This window comes from Microbacterium trichothecenolyticum (assembly GCF_041938625.1).
GTDB lineage: Bacteria > Actinomycetota > Actinomycetes > Actinomycetales > Microbacteriaceae > Microbacterium > Microbacterium trichothecenolyticum_D.
Map to the genome: position 1 here is coordinate 1,328,678 of NZ_CP169427.1, position 21,987 is coordinate 1,350,664.

The 21,987-nt window shown below is 70.9% G+C and carries 24 protein-coding genes; 17 read left to right on the forward strand and 7 right to left on the reverse strand.

The features are described from left to right. Window positions 1–52 precede the first annotated feature (52 nt). Complete coding sequence (locus tag ACEYYH_RS05970) at window positions 53–661, reverse strand: TetR/AcrR family transcriptional regulator (RefSeq protein WP_374977340.1); 609 nt, start codon at window positions 659–661, stop codon at window positions 53–55. 114 nt (window positions 662–775) lie between these two features. On the opposite strand from ACEYYH_RS05970, the gene ACEYYH_RS05975 reads away from it, so the two are divergent. From ACEYYH_RS05975 to ACEYYH_RS06020, 10 genes are all read left to right on the forward strand, one after another. Beyond that, a complete protein-coding gene (locus ACEYYH_RS05975) occupies window positions 776–1,513 on the forward strand; it encodes an enoyl-CoA hydratase/isomerase family protein (protein WP_374977341.1) in 738 nt (245 codons plus the stop codon). Next, a complete protein-coding gene (locus ACEYYH_RS05980; RefSeq protein WP_374977342.1) occupies window positions 1,510–2,430 on the forward strand; it encodes a 3-hydroxyacyl-CoA dehydrogenase family protein in 921 nt (306 codons plus the stop codon). The genes ACEYYH_RS05975 and ACEYYH_RS05980 overlap by 4 nt, the downstream gene beginning before the upstream one ends. Beyond that, on the forward strand, window positions 2,430–4,565 hold the full coding sequence (gene paaZ, locus ACEYYH_RS05985) for a phenylacetic acid degradation bifunctional protein PaaZ (protein ID WP_374977343.1): 2,136 nt from the start codon (window positions 2,430–2,432) through the stop codon (window positions 4,563–4,565). Before ACEYYH_RS05980 ends, paaZ begins: the two co-directional genes overlap by 1 nt. A gap of 142 nt (window positions 4,566–4,707) precedes the next feature. After that, the gene (paaI, locus tag ACEYYH_RS05990) at window positions 4,708–5,163 is read left to right on the forward strand and encodes a hydroxyphenylacetyl-CoA thioesterase PaaI (RefSeq protein WP_374977344.1); all 456 of its coding nucleotides are present in this window, start codon (window positions 4,708–4,710) and stop codon (window positions 5,161–5,163) included. Window positions 5,164–5,235: 72 nt separating this feature from the next. Beyond that, entirely contained in the window at window positions 5,236–6,210 is a 975-nt protein-coding gene (paaA, locus tag ACEYYH_RS05995; protein WP_374977345.1) for a 1,2-phenylacetyl-CoA epoxidase subunit PaaA, read from the forward strand. Next, the gene (gene paaB / locus ACEYYH_RS06000; RefSeq protein ID WP_159845965.1) at window positions 6,210–6,515 is read left to right on the forward strand and encodes a 1,2-phenylacetyl-CoA epoxidase subunit PaaB; all 306 of its coding nucleotides are present in this window, start codon (window positions 6,210–6,212) and stop codon (window positions 6,513–6,515) included. The genes paaA and paaB overlap by 1 nt, the downstream gene beginning before the upstream one ends. Further along, window positions 6,512–7,423, forward strand: a complete 912-nt coding sequence (paaC, locus tag ACEYYH_RS06005) for a 1,2-phenylacetyl-CoA epoxidase subunit PaaC (protein ID WP_374977346.1) — start codon at window positions 6,512–6,514, stop codon at window positions 7,421–7,423. Before paaB ends, paaC begins: the two co-directional genes overlap by 4 nt. Before the next feature lie 8 nt (window positions 7,424–7,431). After that, window positions 7,432–7,911, forward strand: a complete 480-nt coding sequence (paaD, locus tag ACEYYH_RS06010; RefSeq protein ID WP_374978169.1) for a 1,2-phenylacetyl-CoA epoxidase subunit PaaD — start codon at window positions 7,432–7,434, stop codon at window positions 7,909–7,911. Next, window positions 7,911–9,107: a 1,2-phenylacetyl-CoA epoxidase subunit PaaE gene (paaE, locus tag ACEYYH_RS06015; protein ID WP_374977347.1), complete on the forward strand. Its 1,197-nt coding sequence runs from the start codon at window positions 7,911–7,913 to the stop codon at window positions 9,105–9,107. The genes paaD and paaE overlap by 1 nt, the downstream gene beginning before the upstream one ends. Before the next feature lie 10 nt (window positions 9,108–9,117). Beyond that, entirely contained in the window at window positions 9,118–9,879 is a 762-nt protein-coding gene (locus ACEYYH_RS06020; protein ID WP_374977348.1) for an enoyl-CoA hydratase/isomerase family protein, read from the forward strand. A 180-nt stretch (window positions 9,880–10,059) separates the two neighbouring features. Here the strand turns inward: ACEYYH_RS06020 and ACEYYH_RS06025 are convergent, their stop codons facing one another. Further along, on the reverse strand, window positions 10,060–11,712 hold the full coding sequence (locus tag ACEYYH_RS06025; RefSeq protein ID WP_374977349.1) for a thiamine pyrophosphate-binding protein: 1,653 nt from the start codon (window positions 11,710–11,712) through the stop codon (window positions 10,060–10,062). Between the two features lie 151 nt (window positions 11,713–11,863). Between ACEYYH_RS06025 and ACEYYH_RS06030 the strand changes: the two genes are divergently transcribed. Then, window positions 11,864–12,172: a hypothetical protein gene (locus ACEYYH_RS06030; protein ID WP_374977350.1), complete on the forward strand. Its 309-nt coding sequence runs from the start codon at window positions 11,864–11,866 to the stop codon at window positions 12,170–12,172. Between the two features lie 12 nt (window positions 12,173–12,184). Here the strand turns inward: ACEYYH_RS06030 and ACEYYH_RS06035 are convergent, their stop codons facing one another. Further along, window positions 12,185–12,898: an IclR family transcriptional regulator gene (locus tag ACEYYH_RS06035; RefSeq protein ID WP_374977351.1), complete on the reverse strand. Its 714-nt coding sequence runs from the start codon at window positions 12,896–12,898 to the stop codon at window positions 12,185–12,187. A gap of 126 nt (window positions 12,899–13,024) precedes the next feature. Here ACEYYH_RS06035 and ACEYYH_RS06040 point away from each other — a divergent pair, with 126 nt between their 5' ends. The 5 genes from ACEYYH_RS06040 (at window position 13,025) to ACEYYH_RS06060 (ending at window position 17,908) form a co-directional block, all read left to right on the forward strand. Next, window positions 13,025–14,938 carry an FAD-dependent monooxygenase gene (locus ACEYYH_RS06040; protein WP_374977352.1) on the forward strand — a complete coding sequence of 638 codons (1,914 nt, stop codon included), beginning with the start codon at window positions 13,025–13,027 and terminating at the stop codon, window positions 14,936–14,938. Window positions 14,939–15,096: 158 nt separating this feature from the next. After that, the gene (locus ACEYYH_RS06045) at window positions 15,097–16,566 is read left to right on the forward strand and encodes an NAD-dependent succinate-semialdehyde dehydrogenase (RefSeq protein WP_374978170.1); all 1,470 of its coding nucleotides are present in this window, start codon (window positions 15,097–15,099) and stop codon (window positions 16,564–16,566) included. Window positions 16,567–16,652: 86 nt separating this feature from the next. After that, on the forward strand, window positions 16,653–16,859 hold the full coding sequence (locus ACEYYH_RS06050; protein WP_116194131.1) for a dodecin family protein: 207 nt from the start codon (window positions 16,653–16,655) through the stop codon (window positions 16,857–16,859). Window positions 16,860–16,942: 83 nt separating this feature from the next. Continuing rightward, window positions 16,943–17,311, forward strand: coding sequence for a hypothetical protein (locus ACEYYH_RS06055; protein ID WP_374977353.1), 369 nt, complete (start codon window positions 16,943–16,945; stop codon window positions 17,309–17,311). A gap of 3 nt (window positions 17,312–17,314) precedes the next feature. Next, a complete protein-coding gene (locus ACEYYH_RS06060) occupies window positions 17,315–17,908 on the forward strand; it encodes a GNAT family N-acetyltransferase (protein WP_374977354.1) in 594 nt (197 codons plus the stop codon). 113 nt (window positions 17,909–18,021) lie between these two features. Here the strand turns inward: ACEYYH_RS06060 and ACEYYH_RS06065 are convergent, their stop codons facing one another. The 3 genes from ACEYYH_RS06065 to ACEYYH_RS06075 form a co-directional block, all read right to left on the reverse strand. Next, on the reverse strand, window positions 18,022–18,225 hold the full coding sequence (locus ACEYYH_RS06065) for a three-helix bundle dimerization domain-containing protein (protein ID WP_116194128.1): 204 nt from the start codon (window positions 18,223–18,225) through the stop codon (window positions 18,022–18,024). A gap of 61 nt (window positions 18,226–18,286) precedes the next feature. Then, window positions 18,287–18,958 (reverse strand): VOC family protein, encoded by a 672-nt coding sequence (locus ACEYYH_RS06070; RefSeq protein WP_374977355.1) that lies wholly within the window; start codon window positions 18,956–18,958, stop codon window positions 18,287–18,289. Window positions 18,959–18,967: 9 nt separating this feature from the next. Then, window positions 18,968–19,108, reverse strand: a complete 141-nt coding sequence (locus tag ACEYYH_RS06075) for a hypothetical protein (protein WP_181911681.1) — start codon at window positions 19,106–19,108, stop codon at window positions 18,968–18,970. A 204-nt stretch (window positions 19,109–19,312) separates the two neighbouring features. On the opposite strand from ACEYYH_RS06075, the gene ACEYYH_RS06080 reads away from it, so the two are divergent. Beyond that, window positions 19,313–20,392, forward strand: a complete 1,080-nt coding sequence (locus ACEYYH_RS06080; protein ID WP_374977356.1) for a winged helix DNA-binding domain-containing protein — start codon at window positions 19,313–19,315, stop codon at window positions 20,390–20,392. A 44-nt stretch (window positions 20,393–20,436) separates the two neighbouring features. Here the strand turns inward: ACEYYH_RS06080 and ACEYYH_RS06085 are convergent, their stop codons facing one another. Beyond that, entirely contained in the window at window positions 20,437–21,876 is a 1,440-nt protein-coding gene (locus tag ACEYYH_RS06085) for a helix-turn-helix domain-containing protein (RefSeq protein WP_374977357.1), read from the reverse strand. Between the last annotated feature and the right edge of the window lie 111 nt (window positions 21,877–21,987).

The window sequence follows — 21,987 nt, forward strand, 5'->3', positions numbered from 1 at the left end:
ATGCTGCGCCCCTGAGCCGCTGTGCAGGCTCGGGGGCGCAGCATCCGTGCGTTCAGCGGGTGCGCATGCCGTCGAGTGCGACGGCGACGACGTCGTGGGCGAGGCGCTCGCGGTCGACCGGGCCGCCGGGGCGATACCACTCGACGATCGAGTTGACCATGCCGAACACCAGGCGCGTGGCCACGGCGCCGTCGACATCCGCGCGCACCTGCCCGGCGCGCTGCGCCTCGGCCACGAGGGCTGTCACGCGGTGGTCGAACGCGCGCCGGCGCTCGAGGGCGGCGCGTTCGACGTCGCTGTTGCCGCGCACGCGCAGCAGGAGGGTGACATAGGGGAGCTTGTCGACGAGCACGCGCACCGCCCCGCGGAGGACCGCACCGAGTCGTTCGGCCGGGTCGCCCGCCGAAGCCTCGGGCTCGTCGAGCACGCCCTCCAGGCCGTCGAGCGCCTCATCGAGGGCGAGCATGAGCAGCTGCTCCTTCGAGTCGAAGTGGTGATACAGCGCGGACTTCGTGAGGCCCAGGCGTGAGGCGAGATGGGCGACGGACGTCGCGTCGTATCCCTGCTCGTTGAAGAGGGCGACGGCGACCGCCAGCACCTGTTCGCGGTCGTAGCCCGGCCGTCCGCGTCGCGCGGGGGAGGCGTCGGTGCTCGCGGACATGCGCCCAGTCTGGCACCCGTCGGCACGGACGCCGCACAACACGATGGCATTACTGAACGATCGATCAGATATTATGGGCGCGAGACCGCGACGGAGCGGATCGAGAGGATGCCGATGCCTGAGTCGCTCAAGGTCCAGCGCCGCGAGGACCGCGTCGTCGCGACGCTCTCGCGGCCGGAGGTGCGCAACGCCATCGACCAGGACACGATCGACCGCCTGCACGAGCTGTGCGGCGAGCTCGAGCGCGAGCCGCGCACGCTGATCATCATCGGGTCCGACGGCGTGTTCGCCTCAGGCGCCGACATCGCGCAGCTGCGCCAGCGCCGCGCCGGCGAGGCTCGCCGCGGCATCAACACCCGCGCGTTCACGCGGGTGCGCAATCTGCCGATGCCGGTCATCGCCGCCATCGACGGCTACGCGCTGGGCGGCGGGGCCGAACTCGCGTACGCGGCCGACATCCGCATCGGCACGCCGAGCCTCAAGATCGGCAACCCCGAGACCGGCCTCGGCATCATCGCGGCCGCCGGTGCGACGTGGCGCCTGCCCGAGATCGTGGGCGAGGCGCGGGCGGCCGAGATGCTGCTGACCGGACGAATCCTGGATGCCGACACCGCCGTCGACTGGGGACTCGTGTCGTCGGTGTACGAGGCCGCAGATCTGCTCGCCGCGGCCCACGCGATCGCCGACCGCATCGCGCACAACGATCCGCTGGCGACGCGTCACACGAAGACGGCGTTGCTCGCCCCGCGCTCGGCGCACCCCGAGATCGAGCTGGAGCTGCAGGCGCAGCTCTTCGAGAGCCCCGAGAAGGACCGGCGCATGGCCGCGTTCCTCGACAGGAAGAAGCGATGAGCGCGGCCGAGGGCGGTTCCCGTTCGTTCAGCGAGCGAAGCGAGTCGAAACGCGCTGCGTCGGCGAGCGTGCCCGGGCGGGTCGGGGTGATCGGCGGCGGGCGCATGGGCGCGGGCATCGCGCACGCGTTCGTGCTCGCCGGCGCCGAGGTCGTCGTGGTCGAGCGCGACGACGAGGCGGCGGCCGCAGCATCCGCTCGACTTCTCGAGAGCATGCGGCGCAGTGTCGAACGCGGCACGACAGAGATCGGTTACGGCGCGCTCGCCGCAGCGTTCGGGACGGCGACGGATGCTGCGGCCCTGGCCGGCTGCGGACTCGTGATCGAAGCGGTCCCGGAGGATCGGTCGCTGAAGCTCGAGGCTCTCGGCCGCGCCGAGCGCGTTCTCGCGCCGGAGGCGGCGCTCGCCACGAACACCTCGTCCATCTCGATCGACGACCTCGCATCGGGCCTCGCTCGCCCGGAGCGGTTCCTGGGCCTGCACTTCTTCAACCCCGTGCCGGCGTCGCAGCTCGTCGAGGTGGTCACCGGCGCCGCGACCGACGCCGTGCTCGTCGACGACGCCAAGAGCTGGACCGCCGCGCTCGGCAAGACCCCGATCGTCGTGCGCGACAGCCCGGGCTTCGCATCGTCGAGGCTCGGCGTCGCGCTCGGGCTCGAGGCGATCCGCATGCTCGAGGAGGGCGTGGCGTCCGCCGCCGACATCGACGCGGCGATGGAGCTCGGGTACCGGCACCCGGTCGGTCCGCTCCGTACGACGGACCTCGTCGGGCTCGACGTGCGACTCGGCATCGCCGAAGAGCTGCACCGCGAGCTGGGGGAGCGGTTCGCGCCCCCGGAGCTGCTCAGGCGCCTCGTCGCCGACGGACATCTCGGCCGCAAGACCGGCCGCGGCTTCTACGAATGGAGTGAACAGTGATGATCGAGCGGACAGGGACCGGCATCCTCCCCAGCTACCTCCGCGACGAGTGGTGGACTCCGGTCTCCGACGCGGGGGCGACGGACGTGCGTGATGCGTCGACCGGCGAGGTCGTGACGCTCGTCAGCAGCGACGGCATCGACCTCGCCGGCGCGATCGCCCACGCGCGCACCGTCGGGCAGGCGAGCCTCGGTGCTCTGACCTTCCACCAGCGCGCGCTGCTGCTGAAGGAGTTCGGCATCGCCCTCACGGCGCGCAAGGAGGAGCTCTACGAGCTGTCGAAGCGCGCCGGTGCGACGACGCGCGACTCGCTGAGCGACGTCGACGGCGGCATCGGCGTGCTCTTCACCTACTCGTCGAAGGGGCGGCGCGAACTGCCCAACGCCCAGGTGTACCTCGACGGCCCGGTCGAGCCGCTGTCGAAGGACGGCTCCTTCCTCGGCCGTCACGTGTACACGCGGCTGCCGGGTGTCGCCGTGCAGATCAACGCCTTCAACTTCCCGATGTGGGGCGCGCTCGAGAAGTTCGCCCCGGCCTTCCTCGCGGGCGTGCCCACGATCGTTAAGCCGGCGACCCCGACGGCGTATGTCGCGGAGGCGTGGGTGCGCATCCTCGTCGAGACCGGCCGGCTGCCCGCCGGCTCGCTCCAGCTGGTGAGCGGCGCTGTTCCCGGACTCTTCGACCACCTCGGGCTCGGCGACCTCGTCGGCTTCACCGGCAGCGCGTCGACGGCTTCCCGGCTCCGGGAGCAGGCGGCGCCCGGCGTGCGGTTCACGAGCGAGACCGACTCGATCAACGCGTCCGTGCTCGGCCCCGACGCCGTGCCCGGCACGCCCGAATTCGACGCGTACGTCACGCAGCTCATGGCCGAGCTCACGACGAAGGCGGGGCAGAAGTGCACCGCGATCCGGCGCGCCATCGTGCCGGCCGACGCGGTCGAGCCTCTCGTCCGGGCCCTCGGCGACAAGATCGCCGAGCGCGTCGTCGTGGGTGATCCCCACGCCGAGGGCGTCACGATGGGCCCGCTCGTCTCGCTCGCGCAGCGCGACGAGGTGCTGCGCGCCGTCGGCGAGCTCGAAGCCGCGGGCGGCCGCATCCTGCTCGGGGCCACGGATGCCCCGACCGTGACGCGCGCCGACGGCTCGACGGGTTCCGCGCCCGAAGGGGCCTTCATCACCCCGATCGTGATCGGCTTCGACGGCGCGGCCGACGCGCTGCCCGACGCCGTGCACGACGTCGAGGCCTTCGGGCCGGTCGCGAGCGTGCTGGCCTACCGCACCGTGGATGAAGCCGCCGACCTCGTGGGCCGCGGTGGAGGCTCACTCGTGACCAGTGTCGCGACCGCCGACCCTGCGGTCGCCGCGACTCTGCTCGCCCGCACCGCCGCCTACAACGGGCGCCTGCTGTTCCTCGACCGCGACGACGCGCGCACATCGACGGGCCACGGCGCGCCGGTGCCGCACCTCGTGCACGGCGGGCCCGGCCGCGCAGGTGGCGGTGAGGAGCTCGGCGGCATCCGCGCTGTCCTGCACCACATGCAGCGCACCGCGGTGCAGGGCTCGCCCGCGATGCTCACCGCCTTGACCGGCGTGTGGCACCAGGGCGCAGCATCCCGTTCCGATCGTCACCCGTTCCGCAAGTCGCTCGCCGAACTCGCGATCGGCGACCAGGTGGCGTCGCCGCTGCGCCCGGTGACGCTCGACGACATCGAGACGTTCGCGAACTTCACGGGCGACCTGTTCTACGCCCACATGGATGAGGAGGCCGCTGCGGCCAACCCGTTCTTCCCCGGTCGGGTCGCTCACGGCTACCTGCTCGTGTCGTGGGCCGCGGGACTCTTCGTCGACCCCGAGCCCGGACCCGTGCTCGCCAACTACGGCCTCGAGCACCTGCGATTCATGACGCCGGTGTCACCCGGCGACGAGATCCGCGTCGTGCTCACGGCGAAGCAGATCACCCCGCGCGAGACCGACGAGTACGGCGAGGTGCGGTGGGACGCCGTCATCCTCAACCAGCGCGAGGAGACCGTCGCGACCTACGACGTCCTCACGCTGGTCGCGAAGGAGCCCGTGGGCGAGACGGATGCCTCGGCCGAGGCATCCGTTCCCGCGGCGTCCGCGGAGGTCGGCGCGTGATGCCCGCGTGCGCGTCGCGCGGTCGAAATCGGCGTTCGCGGTCGATGTGTTCGACAGCGGATGCTGGTTTCCGCGGCGTGACCGCGGAGGGCGCCGGCGGGTGGGCAGCAGATGCCGATTTCGGCAGCGCGGAGGTCGGCTCATGAGTGACCCCGCCGCGCACTTCGTCGGGCAGCGCCGCATGCTGCAGCGCGACCGCGCGTCGGCCGCGCTCGGCATGGTCGTCGAGCGCGACGAGCCGGGCGAGGCGGTCGTGTCGATGCGGGTGCGCGACGACATGACGAACGGGTTCGCGATCACCCACGGCGGGATGGTGTTCGCGCTCGCCGACACGGCTTTCGCGATGGCGTGCAACGAGCGTGATCCGCTGGCCGCAGGCGCCGACGACGCCGTCACGGTGGCCGCCGGCGCCGACATCTCTTTCCTCAAGGCCACCCGCGCGGGCCAGACCCTGACCGCGCACGCGCGGCGGCGCATCCTCTCGGGGCGCAACGGCCTCTACGACGTCACCGTCACCGACGAGACCGGCGACGTGGTCGCCGAGTTCCGCGGCCGGTCGCTGACGACCCGGCGCACCCACCCCGGCGACGCGGAATGAGCGTCGGGGCGCAGCATCCGTCCGTCCGAGGTAGACTTACTGAACGAACGGTCTGTAAATAAGGAGTCGATGATGACGACCGAGACGCTGATCGACGAGGCGGCCGAGCGGGCCGCGTTCGACGCGATCATCGAGGCCGACTCGCGCATCGAGCCGCGGGACTGGATGCCGGCGGCCTATCGCAAGACGCTGATCCGGCAGATCTCGCAGCACGCGCATTCCGAGATCATCGGGATGCAGCCCGAGGGCAACTGGATCTCCCGCGCGCCGAGTCTCAAGCGCAAGGCGATCCTGATGGCCAAGGTGCAGGACGAGGCGGGCCACGGCCTGTACCTGTACTCGGCCGCGCAGACCCTCGGCATCACGCGCGACGAGATGACCGAACAGCTCATCGAGGGTCGCGCGCGGTACTCGTCGATCTTCAACTACCCGACGCCGACCTGGGCCGACATGGGGGCGATCGGCTGGCTCGTCGACGGCGCCGCGATCTGCAACCAGGTGCCGCTGTGCCGTGCCTCCTACGGTCCGTACGGACGTGCGATGGTGCGCATCTGCAAGGAGGAGTCGTTCCACCAGCGGCAGGGGTTCGAGATCCTGCTGACGCTCATGCAGGGCTCGCCCGCGCAGCGCGAGATGGCGCAGGATGCGGTGAACCGCTGGTACTGGCCGTCGCTGATGATGTTCGGGCCCCCTGACGACGAGTCGCCCAACTCTGCGCAGTCGATGGCGTGGAAGATCAAGCGGTTCTCGAACGACGACCTGCGGCAGCGGTTCATCGGGATGCTGGTGCCCCAGGCCGAGGTGCTGGGTGTGACGCTTCCCGACCCGGAGCTGCGGTGGGACGAGGCGGCCGAGCGGTGGCACACCAGCGAGATCGACTGGACGGAGTTCCACGAGGTGCTCGCCGGGCGCGGGCCGATGAACGTGGAGCGCATCCGCAACCGCCGCAATGCCCACGACGACGGCGCGTGGGTGCGTGAGGCCGCCGCCGAGTACGCCCGCAAGCAGCAGCTGCGCGAGGCCGAGGCGATGAAGGGAGCCGCGTGATGACCACTCCAGGTGCGTCGCCCCGAGAGTCGTGGCCGCTGTGGGAGGTGTTCGTGCGTGCCAACCGCGGGCTCAGCCACGTGCACGCCGGGTCGCTGCACGCGCCGGACGCCGAGCTGGCGCTGCGCAACGCCCGCGACCTGTACACCCGCCGAGGGGAGGGCACGTCGATCTGGGTCGTGCCCGCCGACGCGATCACGACGAGCGACCCCGACGCGAAGGGCGCGTTCTTCGAGAGCCCCGCGGGCAAGAACTACCGGCACGCGACGTACTACACGGCGTCGGAGGGGGTGCCGCACCTGTGAGCACTGTCGGCCACACGGGTTTGGGGCGCGATTCGTCCGTTGGGGCGCAGAACCTGCGCCCCAACGGAGAAAATGCGCCCCGAACCCGGGAAGAGCTCCCGCACGGCGACGTCACCGTCGAGCAGGTCGAGCTGGCGGCCGAGCTCGCCGGCGGCGAAGGCCGTGCGGCGACGGCGGACGTCGCCGAGTACGCGCTGTGGCTCGGCGACGACGCGCTGGTGCTGTCGCAGCAGCTCGGCGCCTGGATCGCCCGCGCCCCGGAGCTCGAGGAGGACGTCGCGCTCGCCAACATCGCCCTCGACCTGCTCGGGCACGCCCGCTCCTTCCTCCGCTACGCCGGAACCTACGACGACCGCACCGAGGACGACCTCGCCTACTGGCGCGACGAGCCGGAGTTCCGCAGCGCCTGGCTCTTCGAGCAGCCCAACGGAGACTTCGCGCAGACGATCGCACGCCAGTTGGCGGCATCCGTGTATCTGTTCGAGCTGTACTCGGCGCTCGCGGGGTCGTCCGATGAGACGCTCGCGGCGATCGCCGCGAAGGCGGTCAAGGAGGTCGAGTACCACCGCGACCACGCTGTGCAGTGGACCCTGCGCCTCGCAGGCGGCACGGACGAGTCGCGTCGGCGCATGATCCGCGCGATCGGTGATGTGTGGCCGTACGTGGGCGAGCTGTTCCGCGACGAGCCGCTGATCGATCGGCTCGACGGGGTCGCCGTGCGGCCGTCGACGTTGCAGTCCGCGTTCGCCGCCGTGATCGCCGCGGTGTTCGCCGAGGCCGAGCTCGAAGTGCCTGCCACGCCGATGTCGTCGGCCGGCGGACGCCGCGGGTCGCACTTCCCGACCCTGGGCTACCTGCTCGCCGAGATGCAGGTACTCGCCCGGCAGCACCCGGGGGCGACGTGGTGACCGCCACCATGACGCGCGAGCGCGCGTGGGAGGTAGCGGCATCCGTCCTCGATCCCGAGGTTCCCGTCCTCACGATCGAGGATCTCGGTGTGCTGCGCGACGTCGCGCTCGACGCCGGGCGCGTGACGGTCACGATCACGCCGACCTACTCGGGGTGCCCGGCGATGGACGCGATCCGCGACGACGTCGTTCTCGCGCTCACGTCAGCCGGATTCGACGACGTCGACGTGCGGCTCGTGCTCGCCCCCGCGTGGACCACGGACTGGATGACGGATGCCGGCAAGCAGAAGCTCGTCGAGTACGGCATCGCGCCCCCCACCGGGCGCGCGGCGGTGGCGGGGCCGATCCGCCTGCAGCTCTCGGTGCGGTGCCCGCGGTGCGGGTCGCTCGACACGCGCGAGATCGCCCGGTTCGGGTCGACGTCGTGCAAGGCGCTGTTCGAGTGTCGTGCCTGCCTGGAGCCGTTCGACCACTTCAAGGTGCACTGATGCGGCCGGATGAGGCGGCGGCGAGCGAGAACGCGCGCATCGCCGAGACACTGCTCACGACCGCCGTCGGCGGGCCGCGCGGCGCCAAGCATCGTGCACGGTTCCACACGCTGCGGGTCGCCGCGGTGCGGCCGCTGACGGATGCCTCGATAGAGGTGACGTTCGCGATCCCCGAGGAGGCCCGCGACGAGTTCGACTACCTCGCTGGGCAGCACGTCGCGCTGCGCACCGTGCTGGACGGCCATGAGGTGCGCCGTTCGTACTCGCTGTGCCGGGCGGAGGACGCGGGCGGCGGGGGGGACGAGCCGCGCACGATCAGCGTCGCGATCAAGCGGGACCTGGGCGGCCGGTTCTCGACGTGGGCGCAGACCGAGCTGAAGGTCGGCGATGAGATCGACGTGATGAGCCCGCAGGGCACCTTCACGTCGAAGCTCGCCGACCTCGATGACACGCACGTGGCCGGGATCGCCGCGGGGTCGGGCATCACGCCGCTCATGGCGCTCGCCGCGACCGTGCTCGCGCGATCGCGCACGTCGAGGTTCACTCTCGTGTACACGAACCGCTCGAGCCTCGACGTCATGTTCCTCGACGAGCTGTCGGACCTCAAGGACCGCTACCCGACGCGTCTCGCGCTGCATCACGTGCTCTCGCGCGAGCAGCGCACCGCGCCGTTGCTGTCGGGCCGCATCGACGAGCCGCGCCTGCGGCGCATCCTCGGCGACCTCGTGCTGCCCGACACCGTCGACGAGTGGTTCCTGTGCGGGCCGTTCGAGCTCGTGCAGCTGTGCCGCGACACCCTCGCCGACATCGGCGTCGACCCCGCGCACGTGCGCTACGAACTCTTCACGACGGGAGAGGGGGAGAGGGCCGAGCCGTCGGCCGGGCGCCCGGTGGTCGTCGCGCCGGACGAGCCCGTGCGCCGCATCGAGTTCACGCTCGACGGGCAGTCCCAGGCCGTCGACAGTCCGGTTGCCGCGCACGAGTCGATCCTCAACGCGGCGCTGCGCGTGCGCCCCGATGTGCCGTTCGCGTGTGCCGGCGGAGTGTGCGGCACGTGCCGTGCGCGCCTGCTGCAGGGGTCGGTCACGATGACCGAGAACTACGCGCTCGAGCCCGACGAGCTCGAGCGCGGGTACGTGCTCACCTGCCAGTCGCACCCGACGACCGATACCGTCGTCGTCGACTACGACGTCTAGGAGGAACGCCATGATCGACCTCGCCATCGACGGCGCCGTGGCCGAGATCACGCTGAACGCCCCCGAGAAGCTCAATGCGCTCTCGCTCGAGGCGCTCCGGCAGCTGGACGACGCATACGCCGAGGCCGCAGCATCCGGTGTCCGCGCTCTCGTGCTCCGCGGCGAGGGGCGGGCGTTCTGCGCCGGGCGCGACATCGCCGGCGTCGACCCCGAGACCGACGACGTGCCCGGATACCTCGGCGAGGTCGAGCGGCTGATGCGCCGCATGGCGGACTTCCCGGCACCCACCTTCGCTGCGGTGCAGGGGGCGTGCCTCGGCGTGGGGCTCGGGCTCGCGATCGCGACCGACGTCGTCTACGTCGCTGATTCGGCGAAGGTGGGCTCGCCGTTCGCGAGCCTCGGCGCGATGCTCGACTCGGGCGGTCACGCGCTCCTCTACGAGCGGCTCGGCGCACACCGCGCCCTCGACCTCATCTACACGGGCGACTTCCTGTCGGGAGCCGAGGCGGTGACGGCCGGGCTGTTCAGCCGGGCGATGCCGGCCGACGAGGTGCTGCCGTTCACGCGCGAGCGCGCCGCTCGCGCGGCCTCGGGCGCGACCGCCGCCTTCGTCGCCTCGAAGCGCCTCATCGCGCGCCTGCGCGACGCGCGGCTGTGGGATGCCGTCGCCGAAGAGACCCGCGGCCAGGAGGCCCTGCGCTCGACCGCCGACTACCGCGAGGGCTTCGCCGCGTTCCAGCAGAAACGCAGACCAGAGTTCATCGGGGAGTGACAGCGTCCGGCTGCCCCGCCCGTCTCCCGGCGGAATCGGCGAGTCGCCAAAACGCCACGGAATCGCCGCTCATTCTTGGCGAGTCGTCAGAGCCTGGCGCAATTCGGCGACCGTGCCGTTTCTGGCGACTCGCCAGGATCGCGCGAGGCGACCGACGTGACTTGCCGACTCGCCAAGATGTCAGGAGTTCACGCGGATGATCTCGCGCTGGTACGGCGCGATCACCTCGCCCGAGATGCGGCAATCGAGAACGAGGAAACGACGGGATGCTGCGGGCTCGGCCGCCCATTCCGCGAGCCGGTCCAGGTCGGCCAGGGTGCGCACGACGACGCCCTCGGCGCCGACGCCGGCCGCGAGTGCGGCGAAGTCGACCTCGGGGATGAGCATCGGCTCCTTCGCGAGTCCCTTGAGGCCGTAGAGGTTGATCTCGGCGCCGTAGGCCGCGTCGTTCCACACGACGGCGAGACCCCGGCCGCCGGCGACCCGCACGGCGGTCTCGAGGTCGGCGAGGGCCATGAGCCCGCCGCCGTCGCCCGTCGTCAGCACGACGGTCGCCGACGGCTTCGCCAGCGCGGCGCCGGGCACCGACGGCCAGCCGAGGCCGATCGACTGGAACGCCGTGCCGACCATCGTCATCCGGTCGGGCGAGGCGACGGGCCAGTACATGTTCGCCCAGCCGATGAAGTGACCGCCGTCCGAGACGACCACGCGGTCCTCGGGCAGCAGCTCGCCGATGCGCGCGGCGATGGAGCGGGGATCGAGGCGACCGTCGGGTGCGACCCCCTCGCCAGGATCATATGCGCGCAGCGGCATGAGGTCGACGGACTCGCGCCAGCCGCTCGCCGCGCCGCCGCGCGCCCGCAGGCCGTCGGCGACGGCGCGGGCCACGACAGCGGCATCTCCTCGGACGTAGCCGCCGACGTGCGGGTGGGTCGCGGCGGGCGCGACGTCGACCTGGAACACCCGTGTGCCGGGCGCGAACAGGTCGCCGAAGCGCATCGTGAACTGATTGAGGGACGCGCCGAACACGACGGCGACGTCGGCCTCGCGCACGAGCGCCATCGCCCCCTCGGCCCCGAAGCCGCCGGTCACCCCCAGGTCGAACTCGCCGCGAGGGAAGATGCCGCGACCGAGCGCGGTGGAGGCGGTGACGGCGCCGACCGCGTCGGCGACGTTGCCGAGGGCCTCGCCGGCGCCGGAGATCCACGCACCGCGTCCGGCGAGCAGGAACGGTCGCTCTGCCGAGGCGAGCGCCTCGACGAGTCCCTCGACAGCGCCTTCCGCGAAGGGTCCCGCGGGCACGAGAGGGGCCGGCAGCCGTGGCTCCGGGGCCTCGGGGAGCGGGCCGGCGTCGCGCGCGGCGACGTCGTAGGGGATCGCGAGCACCGTCGGCACGCGGTAGGTGAGGGCGTGCTCGATCGCGATGATCGTGGTGGCCGCAGCATCCGCTCGCCCCACCGTATAGGTGCGTGCACCGACGGCCGACGCGAGGGCGATCTGGTCGACGTCCCACGGGCGGGGTCCGGAGGTCGGCTCGTCGCCGACGACGAGCACGAGCGGCACGTGCGCCTGCACCGCCTCGGCGAGGGCGGTGAGGGTGTTGGTGAAGCCGGCGCCGTAGGTCGCGGTCGCCGCGGCGAGCCGGCCGGAGGCCCGGTGGTACGCGTCCGCGGCGACGACGCCGCCGGCCTCGTGACGCACCGCGGTGAAGTGCACGTCGGTGGAGCGCTCGAGCGCGTCGAGGAAGTACGCGTTGCCGTTGCCCATCACGCCGAAGACGTGGTCGATGTGGTGGGCGAGCGTGAGGGCGACGTGCGCCGAGACAGTGCTCATGGCAGGAGACATGGCGGTGCCTTTCGAGACGGAACGGATCAGGAGCCGTATGTGTCTCGCGCGAGCGCGCTGCGTGCCCTTTTTTCGAGCACCGGAGGGCGACGGTGCCACCGGACGTGACGAGTATAGGTCTTCGGGCAGGATGGGAGTCATGAAGACGACCCAGCTGCGCCGGTACACGCTCGTCGATGGGGAGTACGACGCGTTCGTCGCGTGGTGGAGCGAGTGGATGCCGCGGGTGCGACCCGCCGCCGGCTTCGCGATCGAGTTCGCCTATGGCCTTCCCGAGACGAACGAGTTCGTGTGGGCCGTCAGCGCCCCGGGCGACGAGGACGCGTTCGTCGCCCTCGAGAAGGAGTACCTGGCGTCGGACGCGCGCGCCGAGGCGTTCGACGGCGTGCCGCAGCGTGTCGCGGAGTACAACATCCGCCTCGTCACCGAGTACTCGACGACCGCGTAGCCCGCGAGAGCCTCAGCCGCCGAGCGCGTCGCGGATCGCGGCGGCCGACGCCCGAAGGCGGGCGGCGATCTCCTCGTCCGAGTGCGAGGTCGCGACGAACACCACGGCGATCGCCGCAGGCCCGCGCCCGCGCACGACGAGCGGCACGGCGACCGCCCGCAGGCTCGGGATGACCTCGTCGTGGCTGGTCGCGAAGCCGCGGGCGGCAGCATCCGTCACCTCCGTCGCCAGATCCGGAGACACGTCGGCCGGCCACGAGGCCTTCGGCAGCAGCGACAGGATCGCCTTGCCCGGAGCGCCGCGCGTGACGGGATGCCGCGTCCCCGGCCGCTGCGCGACGGGGTTCACGGCGTGGCGTGGCTCGACGCTCGAGAGCGTCACGCACTCCTCGTGGTCGAGCACCGCGAGGAAGCAGGTCACGCCGAGGTCGCCCGCGACCGCCGTGAGCTCGGGCAGGGCCTCGGCCTGCAGGTCGTGCGCGACGCCCGCCGCGAGGGCGGCGAGGCGCGCTCCCAGCTCGATGCGGCCGGCGGCGTCGCGCTCGACGAGCCCGTGGTCCTCGAGCGTGCGCAGGAGCCGGTACGCGACCGATCGGTGCACCCCGAGGCGCAGTGCGATGTCGTCGATCGAGAGGGGACCGCGCGCGTCGGCGAGCACTTCGAGGATCCGGATGCCGCGACTCAGCGTCTGCGACGCGGGCGCGGTCGTGCCCTCGAGGCTTGTCATGGCCCATCCCTTCGTATACGATTTGTTCAATAGTAGAACGACGTGTTCGAATATAGAACACGCTCTCGCTCGCAGCAACAACCCCACGCCACGAGCCCTCGACACCGTCGTCCGAGGAGGACACCGATGCAGTTCCACCACCACGGCTACGTCTCCGCCGACCCGCGGGTGCAGGACGCCGCCGGCACCGGCATCGACCGCCCGACCGAACTGCCCGACGAGACGGACGTGCTCATCGTGGGCTCCGGGCCCGCGGGCATGCTGCTCGCGGCGCAGATGTCGCAGTTCCCCGGCGTCACGACCCGCCTGATCGAGCGTCGCGAGGGGCGTCTCGTGCTCGGACAGGCCGACGGCATCCAGCCGCGCAGCGTCGAGACGTTCCAGGCGTTCGGGTTCGCCGAGCGCATCATCGCCGAGGCCTACAACATCGCGTGGATGAACTTCTGGGGCCCCGACCCCGAGAACCGCGACAACATCGTCCGCACGGCGCGCACCGAGGACTACGCCTTCAAGATCAGCGAGTTCCCGCACCTCATCGTGAACCAGGCGCGCGTGCTCGACTACTTCGCCGAGGCCGCCGCACACGGTCCGGGACGCATCCTGCCCGACTACGGCATCGAGTTCGTCGGGCTGACGGTCCACGACGACGGCGACTTCCCCGTCGAGGTGCGGGTGCGTCACACGGCGGGGGAGCGCGCCGGCGAGGAGCGCACCGTCCGCGCGAAGTATGTCGTCGGGTGCGACGGCGCGCGCAGCGGCGTGCGCGAGGCGATCGGCCGCAAGCACGTCGGCGCGTTCGCGGCCCACGCGTGGGGCGTCATGGATGTGCTCGTCAACACCGACTTCCCGGACTGGCGCACGAAGTGCGCCATCAACGCCGAGGCCGGCAACATCCTCCTGATCCCGCGCGAGGGCGGCTACCTCTGCCGCGTGTACGTCGACCTCGGCGCGGTCGCCGCTGACGACGACCACCGCGTGCGCCAGACGCCCATCGACGAGATCATCCGCAGGGCGAACGCGATCCTCCACCCGTACTCGCTCGACGTGAAGCAGGTCGCGTGGCACAGCGTGTACGAGGTCGGCCACCGCGTCACCGACAAGTTCGACGACGTCGACGTCGATCAGGGCCACGACCCGCGCGTGTTCCTCACCGGCGACGCGTGCCACACGCACAGCGCCAAGGCCGGCCAGGGCATGAACGTGTCGATGCAGGACGGCTTCAACCTCGGCTGGAAGCTGGGGCACGTGCTCACCGGACTGAGCCCCGCCTCCCTCCTCTCGACCTACTCGGCCGAGCGCCAGCCGGTCGCGCAGCAGCTCATCGACTTCGACCGCGAGTGGTCGACCCTCATGGCCCGCAAGCCCGAGGAGATCTCCGACCCGCAGGAGCTCGCCACCTTCTACCTCGGCACCGCCGAGTTCCCGTCGGGCTTCATGACGCAGTACGGCGCGTCGATGATCGTGACGGATGCCGCGCACCAGGCGCTCGCCGAGGGGTTCCCGCTGGGCAAGCGCTTCAAGTCGGTCGAGGTCGTGCGCGTGTGCGACGGCAATCCGGTCCACCTCGGCCACCACGCCAAGGCCGACGGCCGGTGGCGGATCTACGCCTTCGCCGACGCCCCCTCCGCCGGCGAGGCATCCGTCCTCTCCGACTGGGCCGCCTTCATGGCGTCGCCCGAGTCGCCGGTGCAGCGCTTCACGCCGGAGGGGGCCGACGTCGATGCCGTGTTCGACGTCAAGGTGATCTACCAGCAGGCGCACGAAGAGGTCAACCTCAACCTCGTGCCCGGACTGTTCCGGCCGAAGACCGGACCCCTCGAGCTCACCGACTGGGAGAAGGTCTACGCGGCCGCGCCGAGCGCCTGGACGACCGACGACATCTTCGAGGAGCGCGGCGTCTCGCGCGACGGCGTGGTCGTGGTCGTGCGCCCCGACCAGTACGTCGCAGCGGTGCTCCCGCTCGCGGCGACCGACGAGCTGACGGCGTTCCTCGCGCAGTCGTTCCTACCCCAGCACGAGCCGGCGGCGATCGCCGGCTGAGTGGCTCCGCGGCGGCGATTGCGCCCTCGCTTCTGTACATCGCGTATATCGGCCGCTCGAGCGGCGACGGGTCAGAATGGCCCGGTAGACATCGACAGAACGGATGCCGCGTCCCCGCAGCATCCGGAACCGACAAGGGAGTCCCCGTGACCACGACGATCACCGAAACCCGTGAGTCCGAGCTGCTGGCGTCCGTCCCCGACGGGCTGTTCATCGGCGGGCAGTGGCGCGCGGCATCCGGCGGCAAGACGCTGAAGGTCTACGACCCGTCGAACGGCGACGTCGTCAAGGAGATCGCGAACGCTTCACCGGAGGACGGCATCGCGGCACTCGACGCGGCCTCCGAGGCGTTCCCCGCCTGGGCGGCGACGCCCGCTCGCGAGCGCGCCGAGATCCTGCGGCGCGCTTTCGACCTGCTGCAGGAGCGCAAGGAGGACTTCGCGCTGCTGATGACGATCGAGATGGGCAAGCCGCTGGCCGAAGCCCGTGGCGAGGTCGCCTACGGCGGCGAGTTCCTCCGCTGGTTCAGCGAGGAGACCGCGCGCGTGCAGGGCCGTTACGGTGCGAACCCCGAGGGCACCGGCCGCATGATCGTCTCGCAGCACCCGGTCGGCCCCTGCTTCCTCATCACGCCGTGGAACTTCCCGCTCGCGATGGCGACCCGCAAGATCGCGCCCGCGCTCGCCGCCGGCTGCACCGTCGTCATCAAGCCCGCGGAGCTCACCCCGCTCACGACCCTCGCGTTCGCGAAGCTGCTCGAGGACGCGGGCGTGCCGGCCGGTGTGGTCAACGTCTTCACGACGTCGACGTCTGGTGCGGTGTCGGAGCCGATCATCCGCGACCCGCGGCTGCGCAAGCTCTCGTTCACCGGGTCGACGCAGGTCGGCCAGCGCCTCCTCGAGCAGGCCTCGCAGGGCGTGCTGCGCACGTCGATGGAGCTCGGTGGCAACGCGCCGTTCGTGGTGTTCGACGACGCCGACCTCGACAAGGCGGTCGACGGCGCGATCGCGGCGAAGTTCCGCAACATCGGCCAGGCGTGCACGGCCGCGAACCGCTTCATCGTGCACCGCTCGGTCGCCGACGAGTTCGCCCGCCGTGTCACCGACCGCGTCAACGGCTTCAAGATCGGTCGCGGCACGGAGGAGGGCGTGGTCATCGGCCCGCTCATCGACGACCGCGCCGTCGCGAAGGCGTCGCAGCTGGTGCAGGATGCGGTGTCGCGGGGCGCGAAGGTCGCCACCGGCGGCAACGAGGTCGACGGTCCCGGCACGTTCTACGAGCCCACCGTCGTCACCGACGTGCAGGCGGGATCCGACATCCTCCGCGAGGAGATCTTCGGGCCGGTCCTCGCCATCGTCCCGTTCGACGACGAGGACGAGGCCGTCCGCCTCGCCAACGACACTGAGTACGGCCTGGTGTCTTACGTGTTCACCGAGAACCTCGCGCGCGGGCAGCGCATGATCGAGCGACTCGAGACCGGCATGATGGGGCTCAACATGGGCGTCGTCTCCAACGCCGCCGCCCCGTTCGGCGGCTGGAAGATGTCGGGCCTCGGCCGCGAGGGTGGTGCGGAAGGCATCCACGAGTACCTGCAGACCAAGTACACACTGACGCCGAACCCGTTCTGACGCGCAGGGGGACCCCTTCCATCCGCGCGCGAGCGCGATCACTATGGACCTGTCGGCATCGACGATGAAGCGATGAGGGGTTGAAGATGAGCGTTTACCGAGTGATCGACGTCATCGGCACGAGTGCCGCCTCCTGGGAGGAGGCCGCCCGAGAAGCCATCAGCACCGCGTCAGGATCGCTGCACGATCTGCGCATCGCCGAGGTGACGAAGCAGGATGTCGTCGTCGGCGACGACGGGACCCTGCTGTTCCGTTCGCGGATCCAGCTCTCGTTCAAGTACGCGCCGGAGTAATCCGTCACGTACCTCTGGTGGCGTCCCGCACGGCTCCGTATGTTGGGTGTCAGCGTGTACGGGCGTAACCGGAGGAGTGGGTGATGGAGTCACCGATCGAGAGCCTGACCAAGTCAGCGCCGTCCTGGGGCGCCAAGATGGCCTTCGGCGAGACCGTCGACGTCGGCGGGCGTCAGGTGACCCCCGCGGCGCTGGTGATCTTCGGGTTCGGCGGCGGCGGCGGATCGGGCAAGTGGCCCCAGCGCGGGTCGCTGCCCGAGGGTGAGGGCGAAGGAAGCGGCGGTGGTGGCGGCGGCTACGTGCTGCCCATCGGCGCGTACGTGAACGGTCCGAACGGTCCGAAGTTCCAGCCGAACCCCGTGGCCATGATCATCGTGAGTGTGCCGCTCGTGTCCGCCGCCGGGTGGGCGCTGGCGCAGATCATCACCGCGGCCAGGTCGGGTCGGAGATAGGACGTGGCCCTGGCGACGTCGCACGTGGTCAGACCGCTCACTCCCGAGACCTTCCCGGCATGGCTGGCGCTCGCGGAGAAGCACAACGGCGTCTGGGGCGGCTGCTACTGCTCGTACTTCCACGGCGACACGGACCACACCGTCAAGAGCGCGTACGACCGCCCGACGTTCAAGCAGCGACTCGTGGACGAAGGCGTCGCGCACGCAGCGCTCGTCTTCGACGGCGACGACGCGATCGCATGGTGCGAGTTCGGCAGTCCGACCGAACTGCCCGGCATCTACCACCGCAAGGAGTACGACGCGGGAGAGACCAACCCCGCGCCGTGGCGCATCACCTGCTTCTTCGTGGACCGCGATCACCGGCGTTCGGGGGTGGCGCGCGAAGCGCTGGATGGAGCGCTCGAGCTGATCGCGCGGGCCGGCGGCGGCGAAGTCGTCTCGTTCCCCAACGAGCTCCCGCCCGGCAAGAAGACGTCGTCGTCTTTCCTCCACAACGGCACGAGATCCATGTTCGAGAAGGCCGGGTTCACGTTCGAGCGTCACATCGGCAAGAACAAGACCGTCATGCGCATCACGGTCCCGCCGGCCGTCAGCTGAGACCGGGCTCGCGGGTCGACGCGGTCAGGCGAGGGCGCCGAGCAGCGTCGCCTGGATCCGCCGGATGTGCTCTCAGAGGTCGCCTCGTGCCAGCACCCCGATGGGGCGGGCTCTCAGAGCGGATGCTCCAGCCGCGCGCGTGCTTCACGCTCGACGAGCACGGGGACGAAGTCGCGCACCTTCGCGCGCTCGAAGTGCGAGCGGGCCTCGGTGACGGCGCGCTCGATCTCGGAACGATCTTTCGAGGGGAACCGCTCTTCCAGCCGGTCCACGACGTCGGAGAGGGCTTGATCCTCGTCCGCCAGCTCACGGGTCATGTGCTCAGGGTGCTCTTCGTCCTCGGCTCTCGTCAAGAAGACGAGACCGCGGCGCCGCCGTTCAGTCGAAGGTGTCCGTCCAGGCCGCGATATCGACGCCGTGGTTGTCGGGCGAGGCGAGGGACCACCAGGCCGGAGCGTGCGAGTCGTCGGCGAGTCTGCCGCCCGCGGCGAGTGCAGCATCCACCCGCGCCTGAGCCTGGTCGGCCGGCACGAAGACGTCGAAATGCGTGCGGCCCCTCGACGGCGAGTCTCCGGTGATCGGGTTGAACGCCAGTTGCGGTCCGCACCGCAGCGGGTCCGCAGCATCCGTGTCGCCCAGGGGCTCGTAGCCGAGTGCGGCGATGAAGAACGGTCGCACGTCGGCCCGCGAGTGCTCGGCGACGTAGATGCCGATCGATTGCGCGCGCGAGGGATCAGGGGTCAGGCCGCGCTCGGCGGCGGCGCGCGACACGGCCGCCGCGAAGTCCCCGGCGGCCGCCGGGATGCCCTCTGCGTCGCGGTACGGGACACGGACGACGATCCCCTCGGGGCGCAGGTCGATGTCGGGCAGGAGGTCGAGCCGCGCGGCGGCGGCGACGATCGGCGCGACGAGCTCGGCGGCGTGCGCGAGCGAGGTCGCGCTGAACACGGCCTGCGGGCCGGTGCCGGTGACGCGCCAGTCGGAGACGTCCGGCGCCCGGTGGAACGCTGCAGGGGAGATCCAGCCCGACCCGTTCGTCGACTCATCCATGGAGGTCTCCTAAGCCGGTTCGGTCGTACGGATCAGGCCGCAGTTCACGCACGACCAGGCGACGAGGAAGCGCTCGTCGTCGAGGATCTCGAATCTCAGCAGGTCGCCGCACGTGGGACAGCTCCGCGGATCCTCGGCGGGCACCGTCATTCCGTCAGCATAGGGAGATCGCATGCCCGGAGTCCACGACAGCGGAGAGCGGATGCCTCGGGCCGAGGCATCCGCTCATCCCTCTCGCCGCGGGATCAGAGCACCACCAGGAATCCGATCACCGCGCTCACGGCCGACGACGACGCGCACCAGCGCTGACGATCGCGGACGCCGCGCGTCCGTGGCCTGCGCCATGATGAGCGGGTGGATGCCTCGACCCTGCGGAACGAGCGGCTCCGGTCGCATCGCCTGAGCGCCCCCGCGGCGACGGTCGCCGACGCGGCACGGCACATGCTCGCGACGCAGAGCCAGGAGTTCTGGGGTGGGCGCTGGGCGCTCGCGTCACGCGTGCGGGGCCGAACGACGGTGCGCGACGTCGACGCCGCCTACGGCCGTGGCGAGATCGTGCGCACGTGGACGATGCGCGGAACGATCCACACGATCCCCACCGCAGACATGGAGTGGGTGCTGTCGCTCACCGCCGAGCGTCAGCGCCGGCAGGCGGCGGCCGTTCATCGCAGCGAGGGCATCGACAGCGGCGAGGCCGACCGTGCCGAGCGCCTCGCGCGGGCCGCACTCAGCGGCGGCAACCGCCTCACCCGCAAGGAGCTGTTCCAGGTGTGGGAGCAGGGCGGCGTCTCGACGTTCCGCCAACGGGGCTATCACCTGCTGGTCGCGCTGTCGCTGCGCGCCGTGCTGTGCCAGGGGCCTGTCGTGCCGCGCGAGAAGGGACCGACACGCGAACAGTTCTTCGTGCTCGCCGACGAATGGATCACGGATGCTGCGACCCCGGCCGATCCGATGGCCGAGTTCTTCGTCCGCTACATCGCCTCGCACGGGCCCGCCGGCGCGCGCGACTTCGCGTGGTGGACCGGGCTTCCGCTCGGGGTCTCGCGCGATGCGGCGGAGGCGGCATCCGATCGCCTTCGTCTCGTCGCCGACGAACCCGAGCCGCAGTACGTCGTCGCCGGTCCCGCGCCACGGCGCAGCGCCGCGGCGCCCGAGGTGGTGGCCCTGCCGCCGTTCGAGGAGTATTACCTCTCGTACGTCGACCGCACCGTGCCCTGCGCGCCGGAGTTCCTGAGCGCGATCGGCCCGAGCATGAACGGCATCGTGCGCCCCATCCTCGTCGCCCGCGGCGAGGCGGTCGGCGTGTGGACGCACTCGCTGGCCGTCGGCCGCCACGCGGAATCTCCCGTGCCCGAGCTGTTCACCCCCGGCGCCGCGACCGCCGAAGAGATCGTCGCCGCGCTCGAGCGCTACCGCGACTTCATCACTGCGTAGCACGCGACGGGTGCCCGGGCCGCGGCATCCATACTCCTCGTCTGTCAGTCCGCGTGGCGGTCGAGGAAGTCGTACACCTCGTTGTCGTCGACGCCGGGGAACGCGCCGCGGGGGAGCGGCGAGAACATCTGCATGTGCACGCGTGCGCTGGGCCAGGCCTTGCCCGTCCAGCGCTCCGAGACGTCGGACGCGACCCGGCGGCAGCACGACTCGTCGGGGCATGTCGAGGTCGCGCGCTTCTGCGTCTCGCGGCCGCGGAACCACCGCGCGTCGTCGAACGGCACGCCCACCGTGATCGAGAACTCGCCCTCCGCGGTGGTGCCGGTCTGCGTCGAGCACCAGTACGTGCCGGCGGGGGTGTCGGTGTACTGGTAGTGCTCGGTCGTGCGGTTCTGCTCGGAGAAGGCGGCGCGGGCCGAGAATTTGCGGCAGGCGATCTGGCCGTCGACGGCGCCCGTGACGTCCATCGGGAGGGGCAGATCGTCGTTCTCGTAGACGCGCGAGATCGCGCCCGAGCCGTCGACGCGGAGGAAGTGCAGCTTGATCCCGAGGTGGTGCGTCGCGAGGTTCGTGAGCCGCATGCCGGCCGCCTCATGCGTCACGCCGAACGCGTCGCGGAAGTCCTCGACGGCGAGGTTGCGGTCCTTCTTGGCCTGCTGCAGGAACGCGACCGATGCCGTCTCGGGCATGAGGCAGCACGCGGCGTAGTAATTGATCTCGAGCCGCTGCTGCAGGAAGTCGGCGTAATCGGTCGGTCTCTCGTGACCCAGAAGCCGGTGCGCCATCGCCTGAAGCGCCATGGACCGCAGACCGTGGCCGCCCGGGATGGAGGCCGGCGGCAGGTAGATGCGGCCGTGCTCGAGGTCGGTGACCGAGCGCGTGGAGTGCGGGAGGTCGTTCACGTAGATCAGCTCGAAGCCGAGCTTCTCGGCCATGATGCTGACGGTGCGGTGGGTGAGAGCACCCGACACATGCCCCGCCGCCTTGAGCTGCTTCTCGGCGAGCTTCTCGATGTCGGCGAGGTAGTTGTCGCGCTCGCGCATCATGAGCCGGAGCTCGGTGTTGGCGCGGCGTGCCTCTTCGGGGGTCGCGATCGCCTCGCGCTCGCGGCGCTGCAGCTCGCGGTGCAGGCCCAGGATCGATTCGATCGTGTCGTCGGACATCCCCTTCGTCACCTTGATCGGGGGGACGCCGAGCTGGCGGAACACCGACCCCGCCTGCGCGCGCTCGAGCTCGATCTCGAGCGCCGCGCGGCGGTTGGGCGGCTCGGCCGAGAGGAGGTCGCCGACCTCGACGCCGGTCGTCGACGCGATCGCCTGCAGCAGTGAGAGCTTCGGCTCGCGCTTGCCGTTCTCGATGAGGCTGAGCTGGCTGCCGGCGACTCCGACGAGCGCGCCCAGCTCGTCGAGCGTGTACCCGTGGGCGAGACGCTGATGACGGATGCGGTGGCCCAGAGTCGACAGTTCGAGGGACGTGGGGGGCATTCCTTGATGCTAGCGAAAGAATTGCAACTCTTGACGCCAGATTTCCTGGGAAGAGCCGTCTGTTACGCCCGAAAGTAGAGGAAGAGCACGAATCTGCATCAACGAGGAGCG

Excerpts from the sequence above, each read along its gene's own strand:
- ACEYYH_RS05970 (WP_374977340.1), bottom strand. The coding sequence starts at position 661 with ATGTCCGCGAGCACCGACGCCTCCCCCGCGCGACGCGGACGGCCGGGC.
- ACEYYH_RS05975 (WP_374977341.1), top strand. The coding sequence starts at position 776 with ATGCCTGAGTCGCTCAAGGTCCAGCGCCGCGAGGACCGCGTCGTCGCG.
- ACEYYH_RS05980 (WP_374977342.1), top strand. The coding sequence starts at position 1,510 with ATGAGCGCGGCCGAGGGCGGTTCCCGTTCGTTCAGCGAGCGAAGCGAG.
- paaZ (WP_374977343.1), top strand. The coding sequence starts at position 2,430 with ATGATCGAGCGGACAGGGACCGGCATCCTCCCCAGCTACCTCCGCGAC.
- paaI (WP_374977344.1), top strand. The coding sequence starts at position 4,708 with ATGAGTGACCCCGCCGCGCACTTCGTCGGGCAGCGCCGCATGCTGCAG.
- paaA (WP_374977345.1), top strand. The coding sequence starts at position 5,236 with ATGACGACCGAGACGCTGATCGACGAGGCGGCCGAGCGGGCCGCGTTC.
- paaB (WP_159845965.1), top strand. The coding sequence starts at position 6,210 with ATGACCACTCCAGGTGCGTCGCCCCGAGAGTCGTGGCCGCTGTGGGAG.
- paaD (WP_374978169.1), top strand. The coding sequence starts at position 7,432 with ATGACGCGCGAGCGCGCGTGGGAGGTAGCGGCATCCGTCCTCGATCCC.
- paaE (WP_374977347.1), top strand. The coding sequence starts at position 7,911 with ATGCGGCCGGATGAGGCGGCGGCGAGCGAGAACGCGCGCATCGCCGAG.
- ACEYYH_RS06020 (WP_374977348.1), top strand. The coding sequence starts at position 9,118 with ATGATCGACCTCGCCATCGACGGCGCCGTGGCCGAGATCACGCTGAAC.
- ACEYYH_RS06025 (WP_374977349.1), bottom strand. The coding sequence starts at position 11,712 with ATGAGCACTGTCTCGGCGCACGTCGCCCTCACGCTCGCCCACCACATC.
- ACEYYH_RS06030 (WP_374977350.1), top strand. The coding sequence starts at position 11,864 with ATGAAGACGACCCAGCTGCGCCGGTACACGCTCGTCGATGGGGAGTAC.
- ACEYYH_RS06035 (WP_374977351.1), bottom strand. The coding sequence starts at position 12,898 with ATGACAAGCCTCGAGGGCACGACCGCGCCCGCGTCGCAGACGCTGAGT.
- ACEYYH_RS06040 (WP_374977352.1), top strand. The coding sequence starts at position 13,025 with ATGCAGTTCCACCACCACGGCTACGTCTCCGCCGACCCGCGGGTGCAG.
- ACEYYH_RS06050 (WP_116194131.1), top strand. The coding sequence starts at position 16,653 with ATGAGCGTTTACCGAGTGATCGACGTCATCGGCACGAGTGCCGCCTCC.
- ACEYYH_RS06055 (WP_374977353.1), top strand. The coding sequence starts at position 16,943 with ATGGAGTCACCGATCGAGAGCCTGACCAAGTCAGCGCCGTCCTGGGGC.
- ACEYYH_RS06065 (WP_116194128.1), bottom strand. The coding sequence starts at position 18,225 with ATGACCCGTGAGCTGGCGGACGAGGATCAAGCCCTCTCCGACGTCGTG.
- ACEYYH_RS06070 (WP_374977355.1), bottom strand. The coding sequence starts at position 18,958 with ATGGATGAGTCGACGAACGGGTCGGGCTGGATCTCCCCTGCAGCGTTC.
- ACEYYH_RS06075 (WP_181911681.1), bottom strand. The coding sequence starts at position 19,108 with ATGACGGTGCCCGCCGAGGATCCGCGGAGCTGTCCCACGTGCGGCGAC.
- ACEYYH_RS06085 (WP_374977357.1), bottom strand. The coding sequence starts at position 21,876 with ATGCCCCCCACGTCCCTCGAACTGTCGACTCTGGGCCACCGCATCCGT.